The following is a 25,938-nucleotide window of genomic DNA, read 5'->3' as shown; positions in this document are numbered from 1 at the left end:
TTAATTTTTGGTCATACAGCTTAAAGGCTCTTAGGCAAAATATAAACAAAGTAGAGAATAGAATGAATAGCCAATACTCATCAATGCGAAGCAACGTCAATATGCTAGGTACATTATTGGGCGATGCAATTAAACGAGCAACAGGGAATGAAACTTTCGATTTGGTCGAAAAAATAAGGCAGTTATCAAAATCAGCTCAACAAGGTAACAAACAAGCACATAATGAATTACTAAGATTGATTGAAAATCTTAATGATCAAGATTTACTCCATGTTGCACGTGCGTTTAATCAATTTTTAAACTTAGTTAATACTGCTGCTGAGTATTATGGAATTTCACCACATGGGGAAGCATCGAGCAGCCCTAAAAAAATGACCGAATTATTTAAAACACTTAAAAATTTAAATTTCGCGCCTAAAACAATTGAACAAGCTATTGATAATTTATCTATTGAGTTAGTGCTTACTGCACATCCAACTGAAATCAATCGCCGAACAATGATTAATACTTATACCGCTATTAATAATTGTTTGTCACAACTTGATCATAACGATTTAGCGGATTATGAAAGAGAACGTATCATGCGTCGCCTTAAACAACTTGTTTGCCAAGCATGGTACACCGACGAAATTCGTAAAAAACGCCCTACTCCTCTTGATGAAGCTAAATGGGGATTCTCTGTAATTGAAGATAGTTTATGGGAAGGCGTCCCGTTATTCTTACGTGAGTTTAATGACCAATTAGTTGATGCATTCAATGCTGAACTATCTGTTGAACATGTTCCAGTGAAATTTACCTCTTGGATGGGGGGAGATCGAGACGGCAACCCAAATGTAACAGCTAAAGTTACAGGAAGGGTGATGTTGCAAGCTAGATTAAAAGCAATTGAACTATTTTTAGCTGATATTCAAATTTTAGTTCGTGAATTATCAATGACTGAATGTAGCCAATCAGTCATTGACTTATTAGATGAACAAAATAAAACAGCATCAGAGCCTTATCGGGCTGTAATGAAACAGTTACGTTCACGTTTAACTAAAACCCATAGCTACATAGTTGCATTATTAAATAATGAACAAGTTTTAGCACCTAATGATCTTTTAATAAAGAATGAACAATTATGGACACCACTTTATACATGTTATGAATCATTAATTGAAAACGGAATGTCAACTATTGCTCATGGCCCACTATTAGATACATTAAGACGTATTAAAAGTTTTGGATTGCAATTAGTTAGATTAGATATACGTCAAGATAGTTCAGTGCATACTGAAGCGTTAGACGCCTTAACTAAAGAGTTAAACTTAGGCAGCTATGCTTCATGGTCAGAAGAAGAAAAACAAGAATTTTTATTAACCGAATTACAATCTAATCGACCATTACTACCCTATAATTGGCAACCAGATGAAATGGTTAAAGAAGTATTAGACACTTGCCGTGTTATCAAAAAAGCAGGTGAAGAATCGATTGCGTCTTATGTCATTTCGATGGCAAAAGCACCTTCTGATGTCCTAGCTGTTTACTTACTTTTAAAAATTGTTGATTGCCAAAAAAATATTCCTGTTGCGCCTTTGTTTGAAACCTTAGAAGATTTAAATAATGCAAAATCTGTTATGCAAAAGCTTTTAGATATTCCTTGGTATCGTGAAAAAATCAATGGCAAGCAGATGGTTATGATTGGCTATTCTGATTCAGCAAAAGATGCAGGAACTCTCGCAGCATCATGGGCACAGTATCGTTCACAAGAAGAATTAGTTAATTTATTTGAACAATATAATGTTAACTTGGTGTTATTTCATGGTCGTGGAGGTTCAATCGGACGGGGAGGTGCTCCTGCTCATGCAGCTTTGCTGTCACAACCACCAGGATCATTAAAAGGTGGCTTACGTGTTACAGAACAAGGTGAGATGATTCGGTTCAAACTTGGTTTACCTGAAGTTGCACTTAGTAGCTTAATGCTTTATGCATCAGCTATTTTACAAGCTAATTTATTACCACCTCCTGAACCGAAGCAAGTCTGGCGTGATATTATGGATGAAATGTCTGATTATTCATGCCAATGTTATCGTAGCTACATAAGAGAAAAAGCTGAATTTGTTGATTATTTTAGATCAGTTACACCAGAAACCGAACTTGGAAGATTACCTCTAGGCTCTCGACCACAAAAACGACGTACCGGTGGAGGAATAGAAAGTTTACGAGCAATTCCGTGGATTTTTGCTTGGACTCAAAATCGCCTAATGGTTCCATCATGGCTAGGTGCAGGAAGCGCACTTAGGCAAGTTATCAATGAGGGCAAAAAAGAACAACTTAAAGATATGTATCATAATTGGCCATTTTTTAATGCCCGATTAGGTATGTTGGAAATGGTTTACGCTAAAGCGGCGCCGAATATTCATGAGTACTATGAACAAAGGCTAGTTTCTCCTACATTATGGCCATTAGGAGAGGAGTTAAGAAATTTATTAACCGAAGATATTAATACCGTATTAACGATTACTGATGATATTAGCTTGATGGCAGACTTACCTTGGATTGCGGAGTCTGTTGCATTACGTAATACATATATTGAACCACTTAATTTATTACAAGCAGAATTATTAAGTCGTTCTCGTAAAAATGATAACGAAAATACTATAGTTGAACAGGGATTAATGATTACCATTTCTGGTATTGCGGCAGGAATGCGAAATTCAGGATAAGAAAAAAGGGCTTATTCGCCCTTTTTATTTTTTTTAGCTATCTCTTCTAAATAAGCCTTAGCGTCGGTATCCCCTTGCTCACTAGCTTTAGTAAACCAATAAACTGCTAGGTTATCATTTTTTTTAACGCCTTCACCTTCTAAATATTTAATACCTAAATTATATTGCGCATCAACACTTCCTTGCTTGGCTGCTTTGGTATACCAATCGATTGCTTTTTGTTCATCGTTAGGAACTCCCCCGCCAACATCATACATAACCGCTATATTATATTGTGCATCAGCGTTACCACCTTCAGCGGCTTGAGTAAACCAATATGCGGCTTGAGTGTTATCTGGTCTTGTTCCTGTTCCGGTTGCATACATAATGCCTAAATTGTACATTGCTAGTACATAACCGCGTTCGGCCGCTTGAGTATAAAAATAAAGGGCAGCAACATTATCCTGGGTTAAACCGTCACCAGTTTGGGACATTAATCCTAAATAGTATTGTGCTTCTGGATTGTTATCTTTTGCGGCTTTACTAAACCAATCGGCCGCTACCAGGCGATCTTTATCAACGCCATCACCCGCAAAGTACATAATGCCTAAATTTAAATAAGCATCATAAATACCTTGATCGCCAGCTTGGGTAAAATAATCAATTGCGGTAGACGTTTTTTTTTCTACGCCTTCACCATTTTTATACATCAAAGCTAAATTATATTTAGCTAAAGCATAATTTTGATCGGCAGCCAATTTAAACAATTTGAATGCCTCAGATAAATTAGCTTTAGTCCCTAAACCATTTTGGTACATATAAGCTAAATTATTTTGAGCTTTAGCTAAACCTTGATCAGCGGCTTTCTTAAACCAGAAAAAAGCCTTTAGATCATTAACCTCAACCCCTAACCCCTGCTTATAAATTGTTCCTAGCATATATTGTGATTGCATATCACCCTTTTCAGCAGCAATTAGCAACGAAGGAATTAATGAACTAGGGTCACTTACTTTTAACTCAGTATCCGATTGTGTTTTAGCTTCGCTTGCAACTGCTCCACAAGAGATAGATAACACCAAAGCCAATATAATTTGAAGTTTTTTCATAATTTTTTAAATGTCATAATATTAGCAATAATTATACATAATTGATTAAAAGGGGAATAGTTTTGTTTTTTTAAATATACTTTTTTTTATTATTTAATTGAAAGTTAAAGTTATTCTAATATTGTAAATATTATTAAATCGCTTAATCGGACTTATTATAAAAAAATATAATTAATTATTTAACAAAAGCTATCACAATCCAAGTTCGTCCCAAATTTCATCAATATGAGCGACTACTTTAGCATCTTTAGTAATAATTTTACCCCACTCACGATTAGTTTCACCCGGCCACTTGTTAGTTGCATCAAGTCCCATTTTAGAGCCTAAACCGGAAATAGGTGAAGCAAAATCCAGATAATCAATTGGCGTATTATCAACAAATGTTGTATCTCGGTGTGGATCCATTCTTGTCGAAATAGCCCACATAACATCTTTCCAATCTCTAGCATTAATATCGTCATCACAAACAATAATAAATTTAGTATACATAAATTGTCTTAAATAAGACCATACACCCATCATCACTCTTTTAGCATGGCCCGGGTATTGTTTTTTGATTGTCACAATGGCAATACGATAAGAGCAACCTTCAGGAGGTAGATAAAAATCAACAATTTCAGGAAATTGTTTCTGTAATATCGGGATAAATACTTCATTTAATGCTAATCCCATTACAGCCGGCTCATCTGGAGGTCTACCCGTATATGTAGAATGATAAATTGCATCTTTACGTCTGGTTAAATGTGTAACTGTAAAAACCGCAAATTTTTCGACTTCATTGTAATAACCAGTATGGTCACCATAAGGCCCTTCAACAGCTTGCTCATGGGGATCAATATAACCTTCTAAAATAATTTCGGCGGTTGCAGGAACGTCTAACTCATTTGATAATGATTTGACCACTTCTGTTCGGCTATTACGCAATAATCCAGCAAAAGCATATTCAGATAAGGTATCAGGTACTGGTGTTACTGCACTTAATATTGTTGCAGGATCAGCCCCAATAGCTACACTAATAGGAAATTTTTCATTTGGATAAGATTGTTGCCATTCAGCAAAATCAAGTGCCCCACCTCGATGGGACAACCAACGCATGATTAATTTATTTTTACCTAGTAGCTGTAATCGGTAAACACCTACATTCTGACGATCTTTATGTGGTCCTTTAGTTATAGTTAGTCCCCAAGTTACAAGTGGAGCTACATCATCTGGCCAACAATGCATAATAGGCAATTGAGTTAAATCGACCTCATCATTTTTAAATATTAATTCCTGACAAGGCGCTGAGGAACGCCGTTTTACCGGCATATTTAGAACTTGTTTATATTTAGGTAATATATTAAAAAATTGTCGAATACCTTTGGGTGGCTCTGGTTCTCGCAAAAAAGCTAGTAATTCACCAATTTCTCTTAACTCTGTAGTCTTTTCTCGCCCCATCCCCATAGCAACTCGTTTAGCTGTTCCAAAAAGATTGCAAAGTACAGGAATGTCATAGCCAATTGGGTTTTCAAATAATAGAGCTGGTCCCTGAGAGCGTAAAACTCTATCAGCAATCTCGGTCATTTCAAGATGAGGGTTAATTGGATAAGTAATGCGTTTTAATTCACCTTGCTGCTCAAGGTAATCTAAAAAATCACGAAAATTAGACAACGACATTATTACTCCTTTTAACTCTCGCTATTGAAATACTAATTGATGAAGATTAACTAATCTTCATCAAAGTTCTCACTATATATGGGAAGTTGTTTTGTTTGATTACATTCAACGATTTTAGGTAATAATGCTTCAAATTGTTTTTGGTCAACTTCAATAATTTCGTTTTTATCAACTTGATAAAATAGATAAAATTCTGATTTGTCATCAGTTTGTATCGATGCTAACCAATAATTACGATCTTCACTATTTTCATTTGTAAAAATTTTAATAATGCTATTTTCTCTTTTTTCAGGTTGATTATGTAACTTGTAATCAATAATTTTTTCAGCGATTTGTGAATCATATTCATCAAAAATTAAAGCTTCTTCTTTAGTTACTTTGCATTTTTTTATATTCATTTCTGCATGACTGATAGATATTACAAAAAACAAGCTGAATAACGAAATAACATAATGGCTAAGTTTCATTTTGGATCTCTTGTATTAATTTTTATCAATTGAGCCAATTTTACTAATAGCCTCACAATTATTTGGCGATATAGTAAGATTGGCTGCACTATTTATAGTTAACCATTGATAAGATAAATGTTCAGTAAGCAATGGCGTTATTTCATCATTAAGAGCTAAATAAAACCAATGTTCTTTATTTATCTTTACTTCTGGTGCGTACCGATATCTAAACTGAGGAAAAATTTCAAACTCAACCGTATGTTTTGCATCAATTAATTTAAGATTTTCTCCGTTAATATCTATACCGGTTTCTTCAAAAACTTCACGAATTGCCGTATCTCTAGGTAATTCCTTATCTTCCATACTACCTGTAACTGATTGCCAAAAATTAGGATCATCCTTACGTTGCAACATAAGAACACGCAAAGTCCGTTTACAATAAATAACGACTAATACTGACTCAGGGTTCTTATATTTTTGCATATAAATATCGCTATTTTTTGCTCACTTCTATACCTAATTCCATTAAAGCTGTAGGATTTGCAGGACTAGGCGCATCAGTTAATAAACATGTTGCTGCAGTCGTTTTCGGGAAGGCAATAACATCTCGAATATTATCTGTTCCAGTTAACAGCATAGTTAATCTATCTAGGCCAAATGCTAAACCCGCATGAGGTGGCGTACCATATTTTAATGCATCAAGTAAAAAGCCGAACTTTTCACGCTGATCATGTTCATCAATTCCTAAAATAGAAAAGACAGCCTGCTGCATTTCACTGCGATGAATACGTACAGAACCACCGCCAACTTCATAACCATTGATTACCATATCATATGCATTAGCTACTGCATTTTCAGGATTGCTAATTAATTGCTCTGGGGTAAAATCTTTTGGTGATGTAAATGGATGATGCATTGCACTTAAGCCTTCGTCAGTTTCCTCAAACATAGGGAAATCAACAACCCAAAGTACCGCCCACTTACTCTCATCGGTAATACCTAAATCTTTACCAACTTTCAAACGCAATGCACCTAATGCATCACTCACTACTTTATAACTATCCGCACCAAATAATAAAATATCACCATCTTTAGCATTGGCACGATTAAGTAATGCTTCCATTTGAGGTTCATTAAAAAATTTAGCTACTGGGCTTTGCACACCTTCAAGGCCTTTACTACGATCATTAACTTTGATCCAAGCCATACCTTTAGCACCATAAACTGAGATAAATTGCGTATAATCATCTAATTGTTTACGTGTTAGTTCGGCTCCATTTGGAACGCATAATAAAGCCACTCTTCCTTTAGGATCATTTGCTGGTGTTGAAAATACTTTAAAATCGATATCTTTAACCAAATCCGCCACATCAATAATTTCAAGCGGATTACGTAAATCAGGTTTATCACTCCCATAACGACGCATTGCCTCAGCAAAAGTCATAATTGGGAATTTGCCTAAATCAACATTTTTAACATGCAACCAAAGTTCACGTATCATTTTTTCCATGATTTCGCGCACTTGTTCAGCTGTCATAAACGAGGTTTCAACATCTATTTGTGTAAATTCTGGTTGGCGATCGGCTCGTAAATCTTCATCACGAAAACATTTAACAATTTGATAATAACGATCAAATCCAGACATCATCAGTAACTGTTTAAACAGTTGTGGAGATTGAGGAAGCGCATAAAACTCACCATTATGAACTCGACTTGGAACAAGATAATCTCGAGCACCTTCTGGTGTTGCTTTGGTTAACATTGGTGTTTCGATATCTAAAAAACCATGCTCATTCATAAATGAACGGACAAATGCCGTAATTTTTGCGCGAGTTTTAAATATAGTCGCCATTTCTGGACGGCGTAAATCTATATAGCGGTATTTTAAACGCTGTTCTTCACTATTATTTTGGTTGAAATCAAGCGGTAAAACATCACTACGATTAAAAATCACAAGCTCAGTCGCCAGTATTTCAACCTCACCAGTTACCATATCTTTATTAATTTGGCCCTCTGGTCGTGCTCTTACTTTTCCTTTAATTTGAATACAAAATTCATTACGTAATTCGCCAGCTAATTGATATGCTTGTTGATAATCAGGATCAAAAAAAACTTGCACAATTCCTTCACGATCACGCATATCAATAAAAATCATCCCACCTAAATCTCGGCGTTTATTGACCCATCCACATAGTGTGACTTCTTGATTAATATAACTTGCGTTTAGCTGTCCGCAATAAATTGTTCTCATTAAAAATATCCTGTGTACAGTTGTCAAAAATAATAATTATTATAGAGCAATTTATCAGGGTATAAAGACTATGTTTGAAAATAATCACTATTTAATTTATTTATACTCGATTTATTATAATAATTTTACTTTATACATTTTTTTACAAACTATTTTAAATTCAATTAGATAATAAATATAAAATCGTTTTATCTTGATAAGCTTTTAAAATGATTTATTTAAGAGCTTGTCTTATCAGATATTTATTACTAAGCTTTAGTATTATTTGGATATTACTCATATGATATGAAAGCTTTAATTTCAATTGACTATACTAATGATTTCATCGCTGACGATGGCGCTTTGACTACAGGTTCTGTTGGGCAACAAATTGAGTCAGAAATATTAAATTTAACTAAATCATTCATCCAAAATAATCAATTTATCGTTTTTGCGATTGATTCTCATGACCCTTCAGATAAATATCATCCAGAAAATAAACTCTTTCCCCCTCACAATATTATTGGAACTTTTGGGCAACAGTTATTTGGTAATTTACATACTCTTTATCAAAAACATCAGAATTCAGATAATATTTATTGGATGAATAAACGACACTACTCGGCATTTTGTGGTACGGATCTCGATCTACGCTTACGCGAAAGGCATATTACTGAAATCCATTTAGTTGGTGTCTGCACAGATATTTGCATATTACACACAGCGATTGATGCCTATAATTTAGGCTACAAATTGATTATTCATCAAAATGCAGTTGCTAGCTTTGATCCAATCGGTCATCAATGGGCTTTAAAACACTTTCAAAACACTTTAGGGGCAACCGTAATATAAAATATAGATAAAAATTAAAATAAGGAGCAGGAATGGAAGTTTTACGAGACTATAAATTGCATATAATTGCACTGTTAGTAGTAATTATTTGCGAACTAATCGGTAAACAATCAATATGGATTATCGCCGTTTATCCAATGTTATATGCAATGATCTTTGGCGGTGTAATCAGCCTACCAAAGCTAAAAATATTAACTAATAAAAATATGCAGCATGCCAGTTTAGTGATGATGGTTACATTAATATTACTTATTGCAAAGCTTGGTGTGGCTGTAGGTCCTAAAATTGACATGATTTTAAACGATGCCAAGTTAGCCCTAATTTTTCAAGAATTAGGCCATTTCGCAGGAACAATTTTACTAGGATTACCATTAGCTATGTTATTAGGTATGAAAAGAGAGGCAGTTGGTGCAACCTACTCTGTTGCTCGCGAACCTAATATAGCTATTGTTGCAGATAAATATGGGCTAGATTCACCTGAAGGACGAGGTGTTATGGCTATGTATGTATGTGGGACTCTTTATGGTGCAATTTGGATGAGTATCCTTGCAAGCATAATAGCACAATTGAATATTCTTCACCCTTATGCTTTAGCAATGGGAGCTGGAGTAGGTAGTGGGAGCATGATGGCTGCTTCATTGGCACCGATAAGTGATTTATATCCTGACTTATCAGAAAATATCAATGCTTATGCAACAACAGCGAACTTAATGTCTGGTATTGTAGGCATATATATTTATACACTATTTTCTTTGCCTTTCGCTTCTTTCATGTATAACACTTTAGCTCGCCTTCGTCGCAATAAATAAGGAATCGAATATGAAAATTTTAGAAACAATTTTTGTACTTATTTTAGTAGCCGTTATCATGGCAGCAGGTAACACTGTAGGATATAAAATTGATTTTATGCTATCGCTTCAAGCATTAGCTGTGTTAGTTGTCATATCTATTGCAGGATTATTAATAAGTAAATTACCTGTATTAAATAAACTTCCTGTAATTCTATGGGTATCCGTTGTTGCTGCTATTGTATCAGCACCGATATTCCCATATCATCAAGAAGTGGTTGCAATTACAGATCAAGTCTCATTACTTGCTGTTTGTACACCAGTACTTGCTTATGCGGGATTAGCGATTGGTAAAGATCTTGCGCTATTTAAAAATATATCTTGGCGTATCATTCCCGTATCTTTAGCTGTTTTTTCTGGTACGTTTATTTTTGCTGCCCTAATTGCTCAAATTACTTTACATTGGGAAGGCGTTATCTAATTTGGATAAGGATTTTATTTATGACTAAAGAAGAACTAAAGAAAAAAGTCTGCGATGCAATTGCAAATCGAAAAGCAGATATCAAGTCGATTGCTGAAGCAATTTGGTCAGAGCCAGAACTTGGTTACAAAGAACATAAAACAGCTAAAAAAGTAGAAGACGCTTTAGAGAAATTAGGTGTTCCATTTAAAAATAAATTAGCCTTAACTGGTGTTAAAGGTCGATTAAAAGGTGGGAAAGGAAGTAAATATAGCATTGCCATTATTGGCGAGCTCGATGCAATTATTTGTGCCGACCACCCTGCCGCAGACGAAACTTCAGGAGCGGCTCACTGTTGTGGACATAATGCGCAAATCGCTAATATGATGGCTGTCACTATGGGGCTAATTGACTCAGGTGCAATGCAATTTTTAGCCGGTGATGTGGTACCATTTGCTGTCCCTGCAGAAGAATATGTTGAAATTACCTATCGAAACCGATTAATTGAAGAAGGCAAAATCAAATACATTGGCGGAAAACCAGAATTGATTTCACGAGGTGATTTTGATGATGTTGATATGGCATTACAAATACATTTAACAAGCGTCCCAAATGAACGTCAGGATGGTTTTATTGAAATCTCAACCACAAGTAATGGTTTTATTGGAAAATTAATTAAGTATAAGGGAGAGGCAGCTCATGCGGCAGCAGCCCCTCATGCTGGCGTAAATGCTTTAAATGCAGCTATGATGGGGATGATGGGTGTTCATGCTATTCGCGAAACCTTTCAAGAAAAAGATTATATTCGCTTCCATCCAATTATTACCCAAGGTGGTGACTTAGTAAATGTTGTACCAAGCGATGTAAGAATGGAAAGCTATGTACGAGCAGGTAATGTTCCTGCAATGATTGATGCGAATGAAAGAATCAATCAAGCATTAAAAGCTGGTGCAATGGCTGTTGGTGCAACTTGTGAAATTAAAGATTTACCAGGCTACCTACCATTACATAATAACCCAACACTTAATGACCTTTTAAAGCAAAATGCTGAAAATTTAATTGGTGAAGAAAACGTTTCAATCGCACCACATATGACTGGAAGTACAGATACTGGCGACCTATCTCATATTATGCCAGTAAGTCACCCTTGGATTGGTTCGGTTAGAGGTATTTTACATGGAAAAGACTATACTGTATTTGATGAAGATATGGCCTATATTCGCCCTGCTCAAATGATGGCTTGTACCATTATTGACTTGCTCTATGATGATGCGAAACCAGCCGAAACATTAATGGCGAATTACAAACCGTTAATGTCTAAGGAAGAATATTTAAAATTCCTATCGGGTTTTGACAAATAAAGTTAAAAACTTGGCACAATCTTGTGCCAAGTTTTTGTTATACTATCCACTTCATCATCAATCTTTATAACTTCATATGTTAACGCTTACCGACCAAGAATTGTTTCGTTATGACAGGCAAATAGCTTTGCATGGTTTTGATATTGATAAGCAGCAAGTTTTAAAAAACAGTACAGTTTTAATTATTGGATTAGGCGGGTTAGGTTGTGCTGCATCCCTCTATTTAGCTGCATCTGGCATAGGCAAAGTGACTTTAATTGATTTTGATACCATATCCGAATCAAATTTGAATCGACAAATTTTATACACGCCAAAATCCATAAATCAATATAAGGTTCATATAGCTAAGCAAGAATTAAGCCAAATCAATCCAAATATGATTATTGACACCATTAATCAGAAGCTGGTTGATAGTGAATTAATGACAGTAATCAAACAGCATGATATCGTCATTGATTGCACTGATAATTTAACGAGTCGTGAACAAATTAATCGTTGCTGTTTTCAAGAAAAAAAACCTTTAGTTTCAGGGGCTGCAATTCGAATGGAAGGTTTACTGACTGTATTTAATTATGAAGATGATCAACCATGTTATCATTGCTTAAGTCAATTATTTGGTCAAAACCAGCTTACTTGTATTGAAGCAGGCATAATGGCGCCATTAGTCGGTATGTTTGGTTCAATTCAAGCACTAGAGTCCATCAAAGTACTTACCAAGTATGGGAAACCTCTAGTTGGGAGAGTATTGATGGTTGATGGTATGACGATGGAGTTTAACCAAGTTACATTTGCTAAACAAAGTAATTGTATTATTTGTGGAAATCAACATACTACACAGGCCATAAAATGCAAATAAATCGAATTATTTTAGCACCAATGGAGGGAGTGCTTGATTATCATGTTCGAGAAATATTAACTGAAATTAATAAGTTTGATTATTGTGTAACTGAATTTGTAAGAGTGACCAACCATAAATTATCTAATCGAACTTTCTTCCGACTATGCCCAGAACTTCATAATGATGGCAAAACAATATCAGGAACGCCTGTACGTATTCAGCTACTGGGACAATCACCAGAATGGATAGCAGAAAATGCCGTTAAAGCTATCGAGTTAGGCTCTTATGGTGTAGATATTAATTTTGGCTGTCCGGCTAAAACAGTAGTAGGCAACCATGGTGGTGCTTATTTATTACAATATCCGAATCAGATATATAACATTGTGAATCAAGTTAGAACAGCAATAGGTTCTAATCCCGTATTATCAGTTAAAATTCGATTAGGATGGGAAGATAAATCCCGCTGTTACGAAATTGCAAAAGCAATTGAAAATGCAGGAGCAAATGAAATTGTCATTCATGGTAGAACAAAAATAGATGGATATAAAGCTGATAAAATTGATTGGTCAACAATTGGAAAGATAAAACAAAAACTAACCATTCCAGTTATTGCTAATGGCGAAATTTTTTCTATTGAAGATGCCTACAACTGCATAAAACATAGCCAAACAAATGACATCATGCTTGGCCGTGGGATACTAAATATTCCTAATTTAGCTAATAAAATTCGTTATAAACATTCATCATTAACCTGGCAAGAAGTCATAAAAATACTATTTAGTTATTCGATGACGGCTATTGACGATGTAAAGCCACTTTATCATTCTGCTCGAATTAAACAATGGTTAGCTTATTTAAAACAGCATTATCCAGAAGCATCGGTATTACTGCCTGAAATAAGACAATTAAAATCACAAATTGAAATCTGTGATTTTTTGAAAACTAAATTAAATAATTAATCTAACTGGTTTTGGCACTCTTAAAATTTGTCTTACCAAAATAATATTTAGTTATTTTATTAAGTACTAGGCAAATCCATAAAATAAGAAATATCAATAAAAATAATATACGAATATACTTAAATAATATATCAAACAAATCAATATAGTATTTGGTTGGATTGTCATAAATAATGGTAAAGATAATATAAACAACGGCTAAAATTAAAATATTTGATATTGATACACTTTTAAAAAGTTTTATATAGATAACTTTATTAGAAAAAATATGAAACCATCGTTTGCTCAATACAAGACCCAATAATAAAGCACTCAGATAAATAGCAGTAAAAAAATTAGAAATATCAAATTTTTTTGAAAGAGGTTCATAAAGAAGGTTAAAACCTTTAATCAATATAAAGCCACTAAAAATAGAAAAAAGAATAAAGTGAATTTCAGAGGAATTTTTTTTAGTCAAAATAAATTCATTTTGATCTTTAACAAAATAAATTTTAGAAAAGTCAATTAAATAATACAAAAGCAAGACTTCGAGTGAATAACGAATAATAGCAAATGCTAAACTAAATAATATTGAATAAAGGTGATAATTTTGGGGTTTAACGTTTGTATTAATTGCAATGAAAGATGCAATAATTGAATAAATCAACATTAAAATGATTAGTGAAACTATATTAGCTTTATTAACAATATGAATATGGAAAGAATAAAAGAAGACCGCTAAAAGACCAAAAACCCATAATGCTTCTATAAAACTTTTTTCAAATAAAAACCGAAATAAAAAATCTGATTCAAAAAAGAAATACCAAAACATATTATCTGGAATTGAAGCATTGTGCTGCAAATATAAAAAAGATGTATTCAAAAATGTGCTAAATAAAAAATAAACTAAACATCCTGTTAACGGCAATTTAAAAAAAGATACTTTTTGCATTTAACTTCCTTGTTATCAATACCACAACTTATTCAATTCTTTTAATAAAATGTTTTATTTTAAAGCCCATCAAGGCCAGCGAGCCAAAATAGATACAAATACCAACAATAACTAGCAAGAATAAATATCCAATTCTAGTTAGCATTGAGCCTGTAGACCAATCGGGTAATAACTGAGCTCCAAACCACAACGCTACTGACATCAATAAAACAGCAATAATAACCTTGAGTAAAAATCGATACCAACCTGGTTGTGGTTGGTAGAGTTTCTTCTTACGAAGTTGCCAAAACAATAAACCAGCATTAAAACATGCTGCAAGTCCAATTGATAATGAAAGGCCTGCATGTTGTAAAGGTCCAATAAAAGCCAGATTCATCAATTGCGTTAAAATAAGGGTTATTATTGCAATTTTCACCGGTGTTTTAATATCTTGTCTGGAATAAAATGCGGGGGCTAATACTTTAATCAAAATTAATCCAAGCAAACCAATTGAATAAGCGACTAATGCGCGTTGAGTCATCAAAGTATCATTTAAAGTAAATTGACCATACTCGAAAAGAGTTGATATTAATGGTTTAGAAATAACACCTAATGCCACAGTACTTGGCAAAGCTAATAAAAAACAGAGGCGAAGTCCCCAATCTAACAACTCTGAATATTGTTTGTGGTCACCTTTGGCAAAACTTTTGGCTAAAGATGGTAACAAAATAGTTCCTAATGCAACACCTAGTACACCTGCAGGAAATTCCATTAATCTATCAGCATAATACATCCATGAAACAGAACCTGAAATCAAAAATGATGCAAATATTGTATTAATAATTAACGATATTTGACCGACTGATACAGCTAAGATAGCGGGACCCATCTGCTTTAACACTCGCCAAACACCACTATCTTTAAAACTAATACGAGGCAAAACCAACATACCAATCTTTTTCAAATAAGGTAGCTGATATAGCAATTGTAAAATTCCCCCCACCACAACAGAAACAGCTAATGCAAGCACTGGTGGATTAAAATAAGGGGTTAAGAATAAGGTAAAAGCAATCATGCTAATATTTAACAATGTTGGCACAAATGCAGGTACAGAAAAACGATTCCAAGTATTAAGTATAGCACCCACTAATGATGCAAGTGAGATAAAAAAGATATAAGGAAAAGTAATTCGTAGCATAATTGTTGCAAGTTCAAATTTATCTGATGATTCTTGCATAAAACCTGGTGCAGTTATCATTATAATAAATGGTGCAGTTACAACACCAATTAAAGTAACGATAGCTAATACCAGTGTTAATAAACCTGCGATATAAGCCACAAAAGTACGTGAAGCCTCAATGCCTTGCTGATTTTTATATTCAGCTAAAATCGGTACAAAAGCTTGGGAAAAAGCCCCTTCAGCAAAAATTCGTCGAAGTAAATTGGGCAGTTTAAAAGCAACAAAAAATGCATCCGTAGCCATTCCCGCTCCAAAAAAACGGGCAATAATAGCATCACGAACAAACCCCAAAACGCGTGAAACCATTGTCATTGAGCTAACTGTAGCTAAAGATTTTAAAAGATTCATATACGATTTATGTACCAAGTACATAGTCAAAAACGGTTAATGAAGCATAGTCTACAAACTATTGTTCTAAATCACCATGATTTTTTAATAAACAGCCATTTTAATATCACCGTCAGAATGATACTGACGGTATATGTATCAACGATCTTTCAAAGGAATAAAAGGCATAAGTTCGCCAATGTTTTTATAGGCAGGACGTATAATTCGACGATCATCAAAATTAAGTTCTTCAATGCGATGAGCACACCATCCAACGATTCGCGACATAGCAAATAATGGCGTGTAAACTTCTTTTGGTAACCCAATCATGTCATAAACAAAACCTGAATAAAAATCGACATTAGCACAGACTTGTTTTTTAGTTCTGGCATTTTTACGATTAACTATTGCATGAATCGCACGTTCCTCAAGTAAGTTTAGAAAGTTAAATTCTTTTTCTCGGCCTTTTTCTTGAGCAAGTTTATGGGCCATCTCTTTTAGCAACATGGCTCTTGGGTCTGATACAGTATAAACCGCATGACCAATACCATAAATTAACCCTTTTCGATCAAATACTTCTTTATCTAAAATACGTTGTAGATATGCATCAATTTCATCTGCATCAGTCCAATTTTTAATCTCTTCGGAAAGATGTTTAAGCATTTTTCCTACTTGCAAATTAGCCCCACCATGCAATGGGCCTTTCAATGATCCTATACCTGCAGCAATAGATGAGTAAGTATCGGTACCCGTAGAACTCGTTACGCGAACGGTAAAAGTTGAATTATTCCCGCCACCATGTTCAGCATGAATAATCATGGCTAAATCAAGTACTCTTACATCAAGTTCTGTGTATCGACCGGATCCTTTCATCATATAGAGAAAATTTTCTGCAATTGAAAAATCTTCGTGTGGATGGCGGATATGCAGTGATTTACCTTTAGCACTATGACTTAACATATTGTAAGCATAAGCAATAATTGCTGGGAATTTAGCAATTAAATCGATGGATTGACGCATTAAATTATCACGTGAGGTATCATCAGGTTCAGGATCATAAGTATACATTTCAAGAACAGTTCTAGCCAAAATGTTCATCACATCATGGCCTTCAAGTTCCATTATGGCAATCTTAGTTTGTTTTTCTAACGCCATCGACTCACAGAGTAAACGTGAAAAATCTCGTAATTCTTCTTTATCGGGTAAGTAACCAGATAATAATAAGTAGATAGTTTCTTCAAACCCAGTTCGTCGCTCTTGTTGAGCATTATGAACCAGCTCTTCAATATCAATTCCTCGGTATAATAATTTACCGGCAATTGGTTTTAGTGAACCATCTTCTAAGCGTTCATAGCCTAATACATCACCAATTTTGGTTAATCCAACTAATACACCAGTATGATCTGCATTACGTAATCCACGTTTTACATTAAATTGTTCGAATAACTGCGATTCAATTTTACTAGTATTTTTAATGGTTTCCGATAATTTATAAACCAAGAACTTTTCTTTCATTAACCATCCCCTTTGAATTATAAATTATCGATTACTGCTTGAGTAAATTGAGTTGTTGATAATGATTGTCCATTTTGCATAAAGCGTGCTAAATCAGTTGTTGCTTTACCTAATTGAAACAAACTTTCCATCGCATTAGTGATTAATTGTCCTACTTCATGCCAACCTAAATATTCAAACATCATCACTCCTGACAATATAAGCGATAATGGATTGGCTTGATTTTGACCTGCTATATCAGGTGCAGTACCATGTGTTGCTTCAAATATAGCATGTCCGGTTAAATAATTAATATTAGCACCTGGCGCAATACCAATACCACCAACCATGGCAGCCAGCTGATCCGATACATAATCACCATTGAGATTTAATGTTGCAACAACAGAATAGTCCTCAGGTTTTAATAATGTATTTTGTAAAAATGCATCACAAATAACATCTTTAATAATTAATTTAGAGTTTGCTTTAGCGGTTTGTAATGCTTGTTCTGCTGCTGCTTTACTTTGGGCCTTCTGAATTTTTGCATATTGATTCATGGTGAAAACTGCGTCAGCAAATTCTCTTTCCGCAAGTTCATAACCCCATTGCTTAAATCCACCTTCGGTAAATTTCATAATATTACCTTTATGAACAAGGGTCACAGACGGTAATTTATGTTGTAATGCATACTTGATTGCTGAGCGTATTAGGCGTTCAGATCCCTCAATTGAGACAGGTTTCACTCCAAAAGCTGAGGTTTTAGGGAACCTAACTTTAGTTACTTTCATTTGTTCAGATAAAAAATGATAAAACTTTTCAGCATCATCAGAACCTTGTTGCCATTCAATACCGGCGTATATATCTTCGGTATTTTCACGAAAAATGGTCATGTTTACTTTTTCAGGATGCTTTATTGGTGATTCAACACCTTTGAACCAACGGACAGGGCGCAAACAAACATAAAGATCTAATTCTTGTCGCAATGCAACATTTAGTGAGCGAATCCCTCCGCCAACAGGTGTCATTAATGGTCCTTTGATACCGATAAGATAATTTTTGAAGGCACTCATGGTTTCTTCAGGTAGCCATGATCCATTTAAATTAAACGACTTCTCACCAGCAAGTACTTCTTTCCATTGAATACTACGCTTACCTTGATAAGCTTTTTCAACTGCTTTATCAAAAATAGCTCGAGCAGCGTGCCAAATCTCTTTACCCACACCATCACCTTCAATAAAAGGAATCGTTGGATGATTTGGGACAACTAATTGTCCATTTTCAATTGAAACTTGCTGATTCATATTGTCTATTCCTCTTATTTTACTTAACTTCTTCTTTTAACTTATTCAATGCACTACCTGCCTTGAACCATTCAATTTGTGCTTGATTGTAAGTGTGCGAAACGGCGAAAGACTCTTTACTACCATCACGATGATGAAGGGTTAATGTTAGATTTTTTCCAGGAGCAAAATTACTGAGTCCAGTAATGCTAATTTGATCATCTTCACGAATTTTGTCATAGTCATCTTTATTGACAAAGTTTAAAGCAAGCATACCTTGTTTTTTTAGATTGGTTTCATGAATACGAGCAAACGATTTAACCACAATGGCTTTAACGTTTAAAAAACGTGGTTCCATTGCAGCATGTTCTCTTGATGAACCTTCACCATAATTCTCTTCAGCAACAACTATTGACCCGATTCCTTGTGATTTTAATTTACGTGCTAATGCAGGTACTTCAACATAATCTCCCGTTTGAGCATCCAACACACAGTTCGTTTTTTGATTAAAGGCATTAACCGCACCTATTAGCATATTATTTGAAATATTATCTAGATGACCACGAAATTTTAGCCACTTACCAGCCATTGAAATATGGTCTGTGGTACATTTACCAGTTGCTTTAATCAATAGTGGTTGCGAAATAATATCTTTACCATCCCAAGGAGTGAAAGGTAAAAGCTGTTGTAGTCGATCTGAATGAGGATCGATACGAACTTCAACTGCACTACCATCAGCTATTGGCCCAATATATCCAGCATCATCAACCGCAAATCCTTGTTTTGGCAACTCATCACCGAGTGGCTCAGTAAGTTTCACTTTTTCACCTTTAACATTAATGAGATGGTCAGTAAGTGGGTTAAAGCTTAATTTACCTGCAATTGATAATGCCACTACAATTTCTGGGGAACAAACAAACGCATAAGTGTTTGGGCTACCATCATTACGTTTAGCAAAATTACGATTGAACGAGGTGACAATCGAATTTTTGTGTTCATCGGCAACTTCATCACGACGCCATTGCCCAATGCAAGGGCCACATGCGTTAGCCATAATAGCAGCACCTGCTTGTTCAAAACGACTTAAAATGCCATCACGTTTAGAAGTATATTTAACTTGCTCTGAGCCAGGATTGATAATTAATTTTGCATTTACTTTTAAGCCTAATTTATTAGCACTATCAATAACTGAAGCTGCGCGCATCATATCTTCATAAGAAGAATTAGTACATGATCCAATAAGTCCAACTTCCATATTGTCTGGATAATCGTGTTCTTTTACGGCAGAAGCAAGCTCTGAAATAGGATAAGCTAAGTCAGGTGTGAATGGACCATTCACATAAGGCTCTAAGGTAGATAAATTAATTTCAATAACTTGGTCATAATAATTTTCAGGTTGCTTTAAAATTTCTTTATCAGGATTGAAACAATCTACCAATGTATTAGCTAAATCCACTACTTCTTGACGACCAGTCATGGCAAGATAATCAGCAGATTTTTTACTGTAAGGGAAGATTGAGGTTGTTGCGCCGACTTCAGCTCCCATATTACAAATTGTTGCTTTACCAGTAGCTGATAACGACTCAGTACCTTCTCCAAAATATTCAATAATTGAATTAGTACCACCTTTAACGGTTAAAATACCAGCTAGTTTTAAAATGACATCTTTTGGTGATGACCAGCCAGATAATTTTCCAATTAGCTTTACACCAATAATTTTTGGCATTTTTAGTTCCCACGGCATACCCGCCATCACGTCAACAGCATCAGCGCCACCAACACCAATGGCAATCATGGATAGGCCACCTGCATTAGGGGTATGCGAATCGGTACCGATCATCATACCACCAGGAAAGGCATAATTTTCAAGCACTACTTGGTGAATGATTCCTGCATCAGGTTTCCAAAATCCGATGCCATATTTGTTCGAAACATCACGTAAAAATTGATAAACTTCATGGTTATTACTTTCAGCAATGATGAGATCATCATGGGCATTTTTATAAGCTTGAATAAGGTGATCACAATGGACTGTTGAAGGTACCGCAACTCGTTTACGACCAGAATTCATTAATTGTAATAGTGCCATTTGTGCCGTTGCATCTTGCATAGCGACACGATCTGGGGAAAAATTTACATAATCTTCCCCTCTTTTATAAGCTTTAAGCTCTTCACCTTCAGCAAGATGGGCATAAAGGATTTTTTCCGTCAAGGTTAATGGTTTTCCAATTTTCTGGCGAATAAGATCAATTTTTTGCGGGTAATGTTGATAAATATCTTTTATTAAATCAATATCGAAAACCATAATTAAGCTCCCATTGCTTATATTATAATATCCTTTAGAGCCTTACTCACAATCAGGATGATTGAATATTTATTCTTTTTTTATGATTAAATATTCAGACAATATAGCATTATTTTTGTTTTATGCAATCTTGCAGCAATACTTATTGTTAACTTTGATTAAAAACAATAAATTTAGATGTCATCGTTAACAGGAATTCTATACTAGCGAAATATTAAATATTATGCACATTAAAGAAAATTCAAAATTAGTAAATCCCATAAGTAAAAATAATGTAAAAAAAGTTGAGGAACGGGGTTTTTTAAGTCATTAAAATCGCGCCAACGCATTGTTTACTTACATTATTAAACTATGTTACATTGTTTTCCCGAATAATATTTACACTTTTTTTCATGAATCAAATAAAAAATACGTCACCATTAAAAACTGGTGGATTTTTAAATACAATAGAACGAATTGGAAACAAAATTCCTGATGTTACAACTCTTTTCTTTTATGCATTAATAATTTGTCTGGTTGCTTCATTATTACTTTCTTTTGTCAGCTTTAATTATATTAATCCAGTAACGCAAGAAAAACTGGCAGTAGTGAATATGTTAGCACCCAACCAATTAGTTACCTTTTTTACAAAACTTGTATCAAATTTTGTCTCATTTCCACCTCTTGGAATTACCATTGTAGCTACATTGGGTATTGGTATTGCTGAAAGCAGTGGCTATATTCATGTTCTGCTCAAAAAATTATTAGCTATCACACCTAAAAAACTGGTTACTCCATCAGTTATTTTTGTCAGTATGGTTTGTCATATCGCGTCAGACTCTGCTTATGTAATTTTAATGCCTGTGTCAGCAATGATGTTTTATGCAACAGGGCGTCACCCATTAGCGGGGATTGCTGCTGCATTTGCAGGATTAGCTGGAGGTTTTAGTTCAAGCTATACCCCTTCAATTATTGATCCAATAATGCAAGGCTTTACACAAAGCGCCGCTCAAATTATTGACCCGACATATCAAGTCAATGTTCTTTGTAATTACTTTTTAAGTTTTGGTGGTACTTTCTTTGTATTGATAGCCTGCTGGTTTGTTACAGATAAGATTGTTGAGCCTCGCTTAAATGCCACGATGCCTTTAAACAATGATATTCAATTAGATAACATTGCTGATTCTCCTGAGATTTCACCAATTGAAAATAAAGCATTTAAAATTGCATCAGCTGTTTTTTTAATTATTGCTGTCGGTTTAGTATTGGTTTTATTACCAGAAGATTCTTTATTACGCGCACCCGACGGTAGTATGACGAGTAACAAAGCACCAATCATGCAAATTATTGTGCCGTTGTTATTTGTATTTTTTGCAATACCAGGCTTAATTCATGGCTTTATCACTGGCGCATTTAAATCATCGCGAGATATCGTCAAATCAATGGAAAATATTACTAAGTCACTTATTCCATTTATTGTTTTTGCTTTCTTTTGTGCGCAATTTTTATATGTATTTTCAAACTCACAAATTGGTACCTTAATTGCTATTGGTGGAGCTGAGTTTTTAAAAGCATTACATTTGCCATCAGTTGTTACTATTTTTGGCGTAATAATTCTAACTAGTCTGCTTAATGTGTTAATCACTTCAGCCTCTTCCAAATGGGCTATTTTAGCGCCGATTTTTGTTCCGATGCTTATGTCTGTGGGGATCTCGCCAGAATTAACCCAAGCAGCTTATCGTATCAGTTCAGCAGTTAATGTTAGCACGCCTATGTTTGCTTTTTATCCTTTGATCATTGCTTATTGTCAGCAGTATTGTAAAAACACTGGTGTGGGTACTTTGAGTTCGATGATGATCCCATATACGGCTGCTCTCTTAATTGCTTTGACAATAAATTTATTACTGTTTTGGTTTTTAGGTCTTCCTATCGGTTTTGATAGTGGTTATGTCTATCCTCCAATAACTAGTTAATCGCAGATAAGGATTTTAATCATGAATATTACCGAACAATTAGTTAAACGATTTTTACGTTATGTAAGTATTCCAAGCCAAAGCAAAGCTGGCTCGGCAGTTGTGCCCTCTACTCCAGGACAAACTAATTTAGCAAAACAACTTGAACAAGAGTTAATTGATTTGAAGTTACAAGATGTTCACCTTGATGAACATAGTATTGTGACAGCCAAATTAACCGGTAACCAACCTAATGCGCCAAAAATTGGCTTTGTTGCGCATCTTGATACTGTAGATGTCGCACTGTCAGAGAAGATTAATCCACAAAGGGTGACTTTTACTGGTGAAGATATCTTATTAAATAAAGACAAAGATATTTGGTTTAAGGTGGCAGAACATCCAGAGTTGAAGAAGTATCTCAATGAAGAGCTGCTCGTTACAGATGGTACCAGTGTTCTAGGCGCTGATAATAAAGCAGCAATTGCAGTTGTCATGACCATGTTAGATCAGTTGCAACAGCAAAATTGCCCACATGGTGATATTTATGTTGCTTTCGTGCCAGATGAAGAAGTTGGGTTAAATGGCGCCAAAAAACTGGATCTGCAACGTTTTAAACCTGATTTTGCTTATACCATTGACTGCTGTGAATTGGGTGAAGTCGTTTATGAAACATTCAATGCTGGCTCGGTTACGTTTGAAATTGAGGGTGTATCTGCTCATCCTATGTCAGCAAAAAATGTCTTAATCAATCCAATTCGCATCGCGAATGATATTATTAACTGTTTTGATAGCTTTGAAACACCTGAACATACCGAAGGTAAAGAAGGATATTTTTGGTTTAATGATATTATTGGTAACCAAAGCACAACTACATTAAAAATGAGCATTCGTGATTTTGATTTAACTCGATATGAAGCTCGTAAAACTTACATTCAAGATGTGGTTAGTTTTATCAGTCGTAAATATCCTAAAGCAAAAATTGAATGTCAAATTACTGATATCTATAGCAATATTGCTAATTATTTAGGTGATGATCGTCGTTGTATTGATTTGATTTACCAATCATTTGAATTATTAGGTATTAAACCAAATACTATCGCCATGCGTGGAGGAACAGATGGTTCAGCACTATCAGCAAGAGGACTTACCACGCCAAACTATTTTACTGGCGCACATAACTTCCATTCTTGTTTTGAGTTTTTACCATTATCATCATTCTTGAAATCATTCGAAGTCACGATGAAAATTATTGAACTAGCGGCGAAAGTTTAGATTAATAAAAGAGGGAATACTATTCCTCTTAAAAGTATTCATTGAGGAGTATAATTTATAACTTGCAGTTAATAAAAGGCCCTCAAGTACCATACATACTACTTGAGCGCCAATACTCTTTATCAAATAAATTAGTGTTCGACTTAGATTGAATAGCGCTAATTTGTTTAAGAATCTATCTTATTTTAACTACGGTCTATTAAAATTGGCTAAGCTGATTAATCGATAAATTTATTAGCTTTCTAAGTTTGATTAAGTGAATTTAAAATTTGAGAGGAAGTGGTGGGTCGTGAGCGATTCGAACGCTCGACAAACGGATTAAAAGTCCGCTGCTCTACCGACTGAGCTAACAACCCATTTTGATAGAATTACTTTCTGCTTTATTACTTAACGCTTCAAGCAATTTCGGGTTGCTATAATACTTATAATTATAAGGCGGTGCAACCCTTTTATTGCTATTTTTATTCAATAGCTGGTTATTTATACACTTTATTATAACGATGCTATTTTTTTATTTGCTAGATCAACTGTCTTTTTATCTTTAGGGTATTTATTTACGACTTGTTGAAAAACAGTTTTGGCATTCTTTTTATCACCTTTATCAAGTAAAATTAAACCCACTTTGTAAAGGCTATCTGCTGCTTTTGGAGAAGATGGAAAATCTTTTACTACTGTTGCGTAATAAAATGATGCATTATCTTTTTTTCCTTTTTTATAACAAAGTTGACCAAGCCAATAATTTACATTTGCACGGTAACTTGTCTTTGGGTAGGCTTTTAGATAATTTTGAAAGGCTATAATTACGTCATCACTCTGTTTGTCATCATTAATATATTGCATGACGTAATTATAATCCGCTTTATCATCACCTGAAGTAGACCATCCAGATAAACCTGAAGATGATGATGGCGATGCCCCAGCATCAGTACTTGATGTTGAATCAGAACTGTCACCTTGGGTTTCATCATTTGGATTTGATGAGAATCCTGTCCCATTAGTCATTTGCTGTAATATCATTTTTTGGCGTTCAATTGTTTGGTTAAGCTGATGCTTAGTTTCTTCCAATTGACCACGAAGTGTATCTACATCAGATTGTAGATCATTAATTTTTTGTTGATTCTGGATTATCAACTGTCCTTGTGCTTGTATTGTTCTATCCACATCAGAACTACCAGCAGCACAACCATATCCAGCAAATAATAAAAATAAGGACAATGTGAGTATTTTTTTATACATATTATATAAACTCGACGTGAACTTAAACATAAAAAACGGCTGATAAATCAGCCGTCATAAGATGGGATTAATATCCAGCGTAAGTAATTACTGCACGACGGTTTTTAGCATAAGCTGCTTCGTTGTGACCTAATACTGCTGGTTTTTCTTTACCATAAGAAACGATTGAAAGTTGTTCACCAGAAACACCGTTACTTTGTAAGTAAGATTTAACTGCTGCTGCACGACGTTCACCTAACGCGATATTGTATTCTGGAGTACCACGTTCATCGGCATGACCTTCAATAACAACATTTAAGAATGAATTTGCACGCATAAAGATTGAATGTGCATTTAATAATGTTGAATATTCTGATTTAACATTGTATTTATCATAATCAAAATAAACTGTATTGATTTGTTGTAATTTTTGTAATTGAGCTAGAGCTTCTTTAGATAAAGAACCGTTACCTGCTTTGCTGCTGCTGTTTGAAGAACATGCTGTCACAGCAATTAATGGTAAAGCAACTGCAGCTACCTTAAGAAATTTAGAAAATTGCATTGAATTAACTCCTTTGTGT

The 25,938-nt window shown here is 34.6% G+C and carries 21 protein-coding genes and 1 tRNA gene; 9 read left to right on the top strand and 13 right to left on the bottom strand.

All coding sequences use genetic code 11. From position 1 onward, the window contains the following. The first annotated feature begins 62 nt into the window (after positions 1-62). Positions 63-2,705, top strand: a complete 2,643-nt coding sequence (gene ppc, locus A9G07_RS11035; RefSeq protein ID WP_065735175.1) for a phosphoenolpyruvate carboxylase — start codon at positions 63-65, stop codon at positions 2,703-2,705. A gap of 11 nt (positions 2,706-2,716) precedes the next feature. Here the strand turns inward: ppc and A9G07_RS11030 are convergent, their stop codons facing one another. The 5 genes from A9G07_RS11030 to aspS all read right to left on the bottom strand — a co-directional run bounded on the left by A9G07_RS11030 (position 2,717) and on the right by aspS (position 8,146). Continuing rightward, complete coding sequence (locus A9G07_RS11030) at positions 2,717-3,790, bottom strand: SEL1-like repeat protein (protein WP_065735174.1); 1,074 nt, start codon at positions 3,788-3,790, stop codon at positions 2,717-2,719. Between the two features lie 192 nt (positions 3,791-3,982). Continuing rightward, on the bottom strand, positions 3,983-5,446 hold the full coding sequence (ubiD, locus tag A9G07_RS11025) for a 4-hydroxy-3-polyprenylbenzoate decarboxylase (protein ID WP_065735173.1): 1,464 nt from the start codon (positions 5,444-5,446) through the stop codon (positions 3,983-3,985). A 50-nt stretch (positions 5,447-5,496) separates the two neighbouring features. Further along, the gene (locus A9G07_RS11020; protein WP_065735172.1) at positions 5,497-5,913 is read right to left on the bottom strand and encodes a hypothetical protein; all 417 of its coding nucleotides are present in this window, start codon (positions 5,911-5,913) and stop codon (positions 5,497-5,499) included. A 15-nt stretch (positions 5,914-5,928) separates the two neighbouring features. Further along, the gene (nudB, locus tag A9G07_RS11015; RefSeq protein ID WP_065735171.1) at positions 5,929-6,378 is read right to left on the bottom strand and encodes a dihydroneopterin triphosphate diphosphatase; all 450 of its coding nucleotides are present in this window, start codon (positions 6,376-6,378) and stop codon (positions 5,929-5,931) included. A 10-nt stretch (positions 6,379-6,388) separates the two neighbouring features. Further along, complete coding sequence (gene aspS, locus A9G07_RS11010) at positions 6,389-8,146, bottom strand: aspartate--tRNA ligase (protein WP_065735170.1); 1,758 nt, start codon at positions 8,144-8,146, stop codon at positions 6,389-6,391. A 285-nt stretch (positions 8,147-8,431) separates the two neighbouring features. Here aspS and A9G07_RS11005 point away from each other — a divergent pair, with 285 nt between their 5' ends. The 6 genes from A9G07_RS11005 (at position 8,432) to dusC (ending at position 13,383) form a co-directional block, all read left to right on the top strand. Continuing rightward, positions 8,432-8,977, top strand: coding sequence for a cysteine hydrolase family protein (locus tag A9G07_RS11005; protein ID WP_065735169.1), 546 nt, complete (start codon positions 8,432-8,434; stop codon positions 8,975-8,977). A gap of 32 nt (positions 8,978-9,009) precedes the next feature. Further along, the gene (locus tag A9G07_RS11000; RefSeq protein WP_065562433.1) at positions 9,010-9,786 is read left to right on the top strand and encodes a DUF3100 domain-containing protein; all 777 of its coding nucleotides are present in this window, start codon (positions 9,010-9,012) and stop codon (positions 9,784-9,786) included. A gap of 10 nt (positions 9,787-9,796) precedes the next feature. Continuing rightward, positions 9,797-10,246, top strand: coding sequence for a hypothetical protein (locus tag A9G07_RS10995; protein ID WP_065562434.1), 450 nt, complete (start codon positions 9,797-9,799; stop codon positions 10,244-10,246). 20 nt (positions 10,247-10,266) lie between these two features. Next, positions 10,267-11,586 (top strand): amidohydrolase, encoded by a 1,320-nt coding sequence (locus tag A9G07_RS10990; protein ID WP_065562435.1) that lies wholly within the window; start codon positions 10,267-10,269, stop codon positions 11,584-11,586. 76 nt (positions 11,587-11,662) lie between these two features. Beyond that, the gene (locus tag A9G07_RS10985) at positions 11,663-12,442 is read left to right on the top strand and encodes a molybdopterin-synthase adenylyltransferase MoeB (protein WP_065735168.1); all 780 of its coding nucleotides are present in this window, start codon (positions 11,663-11,665) and stop codon (positions 12,440-12,442) included. Continuing rightward, positions 12,433-13,383 carry a tRNA dihydrouridine(16) synthase DusC gene (dusC, locus tag A9G07_RS10980; RefSeq protein WP_065735167.1) on the top strand — a complete coding sequence of 317 codons (951 nt, stop codon included), beginning with the start codon at positions 12,433-12,435 and terminating at the stop codon, positions 13,381-13,383. Before A9G07_RS10985 ends, dusC begins: the two co-directional genes overlap by 10 nt. 1 nt (position 13,384) lies before the next feature. Here dusC and A9G07_RS10975 read toward each other — a convergent pair whose 3' ends face one another. The 5 genes from A9G07_RS10975 to A9G07_RS10955 form a co-directional block, all read right to left on the bottom strand. After that, positions 13,385-14,314: a hypothetical protein gene (locus tag A9G07_RS10975; protein WP_065735166.1), complete on the bottom strand. Its 930-nt coding sequence runs from the start codon at positions 14,312-14,314 to the stop codon at positions 13,385-13,387. Positions 14,315-14,342: 28 nt separating this feature from the next. Further along, the gene (gene murJ, locus A9G07_RS10970) at positions 14,343-15,881 is read right to left on the bottom strand and encodes a murein biosynthesis integral membrane protein MurJ (RefSeq protein ID WP_065735165.1); all 1,539 of its coding nucleotides are present in this window, start codon (positions 15,879-15,881) and stop codon (positions 14,343-14,345) included. Between the two features lie 138 nt (positions 15,882-16,019). Beyond that, entirely contained in the window at positions 16,020-17,375 is a 1,356-nt protein-coding gene (locus A9G07_RS10965) for a citrate/2-methylcitrate synthase (RefSeq protein WP_065735164.1), read from the bottom strand. 17 nt (positions 17,376-17,392) lie between these two features. Next, positions 17,393-18,655, bottom strand: a complete 1,263-nt coding sequence (gene icd / locus A9G07_RS10960) for an NADP-dependent isocitrate dehydrogenase (protein WP_065735163.1) — start codon at positions 18,653-18,655, stop codon at positions 17,393-17,395. A gap of 19 nt (positions 18,656-18,674) precedes the next feature. Next, on the bottom strand, positions 18,675-20,939 hold the full coding sequence (locus tag A9G07_RS10955) for an aconitate hydratase (RefSeq protein ID WP_065735162.1): 2,265 nt from the start codon (positions 20,937-20,939) through the stop codon (positions 18,675-18,677). A 392-nt stretch (positions 20,940-21,331) separates the two neighbouring features. Between A9G07_RS10955 and A9G07_RS10950 the strand changes: the two genes are divergently transcribed. Next, positions 21,332-22,891, top strand: a complete 1,560-nt coding sequence (locus tag A9G07_RS10950) for an AbgT family transporter (RefSeq protein WP_065735161.1) — start codon at positions 21,332-21,334, stop codon at positions 22,889-22,891. A gap of 21 nt (positions 22,892-22,912) precedes the next feature. Continuing rightward, positions 22,913-24,142 (top strand): peptidase T, encoded by a 1,230-nt coding sequence (gene pepT, locus A9G07_RS10945; protein WP_065735160.1) that lies wholly within the window; start codon positions 22,913-22,915, stop codon positions 24,140-24,142. Between the two features lie 280 nt (positions 24,143-24,422). Here pepT and A9G07_RS10940 read toward each other — a convergent pair. The 3 genes from A9G07_RS10940 to pal all read right to left on the bottom strand — a co-directional run bounded on the left by A9G07_RS10940 (position 24,423) and on the right by pal (position 25,919). After that, positions 24,423-24,498, bottom strand: a tRNA-Lys gene (locus A9G07_RS10940). A 136-nt stretch (positions 24,499-24,634) separates the two neighbouring features. Next, a complete protein-coding gene (gene ybgF / locus A9G07_RS10935) occupies positions 24,635-25,378 on the bottom strand; it encodes a tol-pal system protein YbgF (RefSeq protein ID WP_065735159.1) in 744 nt (247 codons plus the stop codon). Positions 25,379-25,445: 67 nt separating this feature from the next. Continuing rightward, entirely contained in the window at positions 25,446-25,919 is a 474-nt protein-coding gene (gene pal / locus A9G07_RS10930; protein ID WP_065562447.1) for a peptidoglycan-associated lipoprotein Pal, read from the bottom strand. Positions 25,920-25,938 lie beyond the last annotated feature (19 nt).

The organism is Gilliamella sp. wkB72 (genome assembly GCF_001693745.1).
Classification (GTDB): domain Bacteria; phylum Pseudomonadota; class Gammaproteobacteria; order Enterobacterales; family Orbaceae; genus Gilliamella; species Gilliamella apicola_E.
The sequence above is the reverse complement of the archived record's forward strand: the minus strand, read 5'-3'. Positions and strand labels throughout refer to the sequence as shown.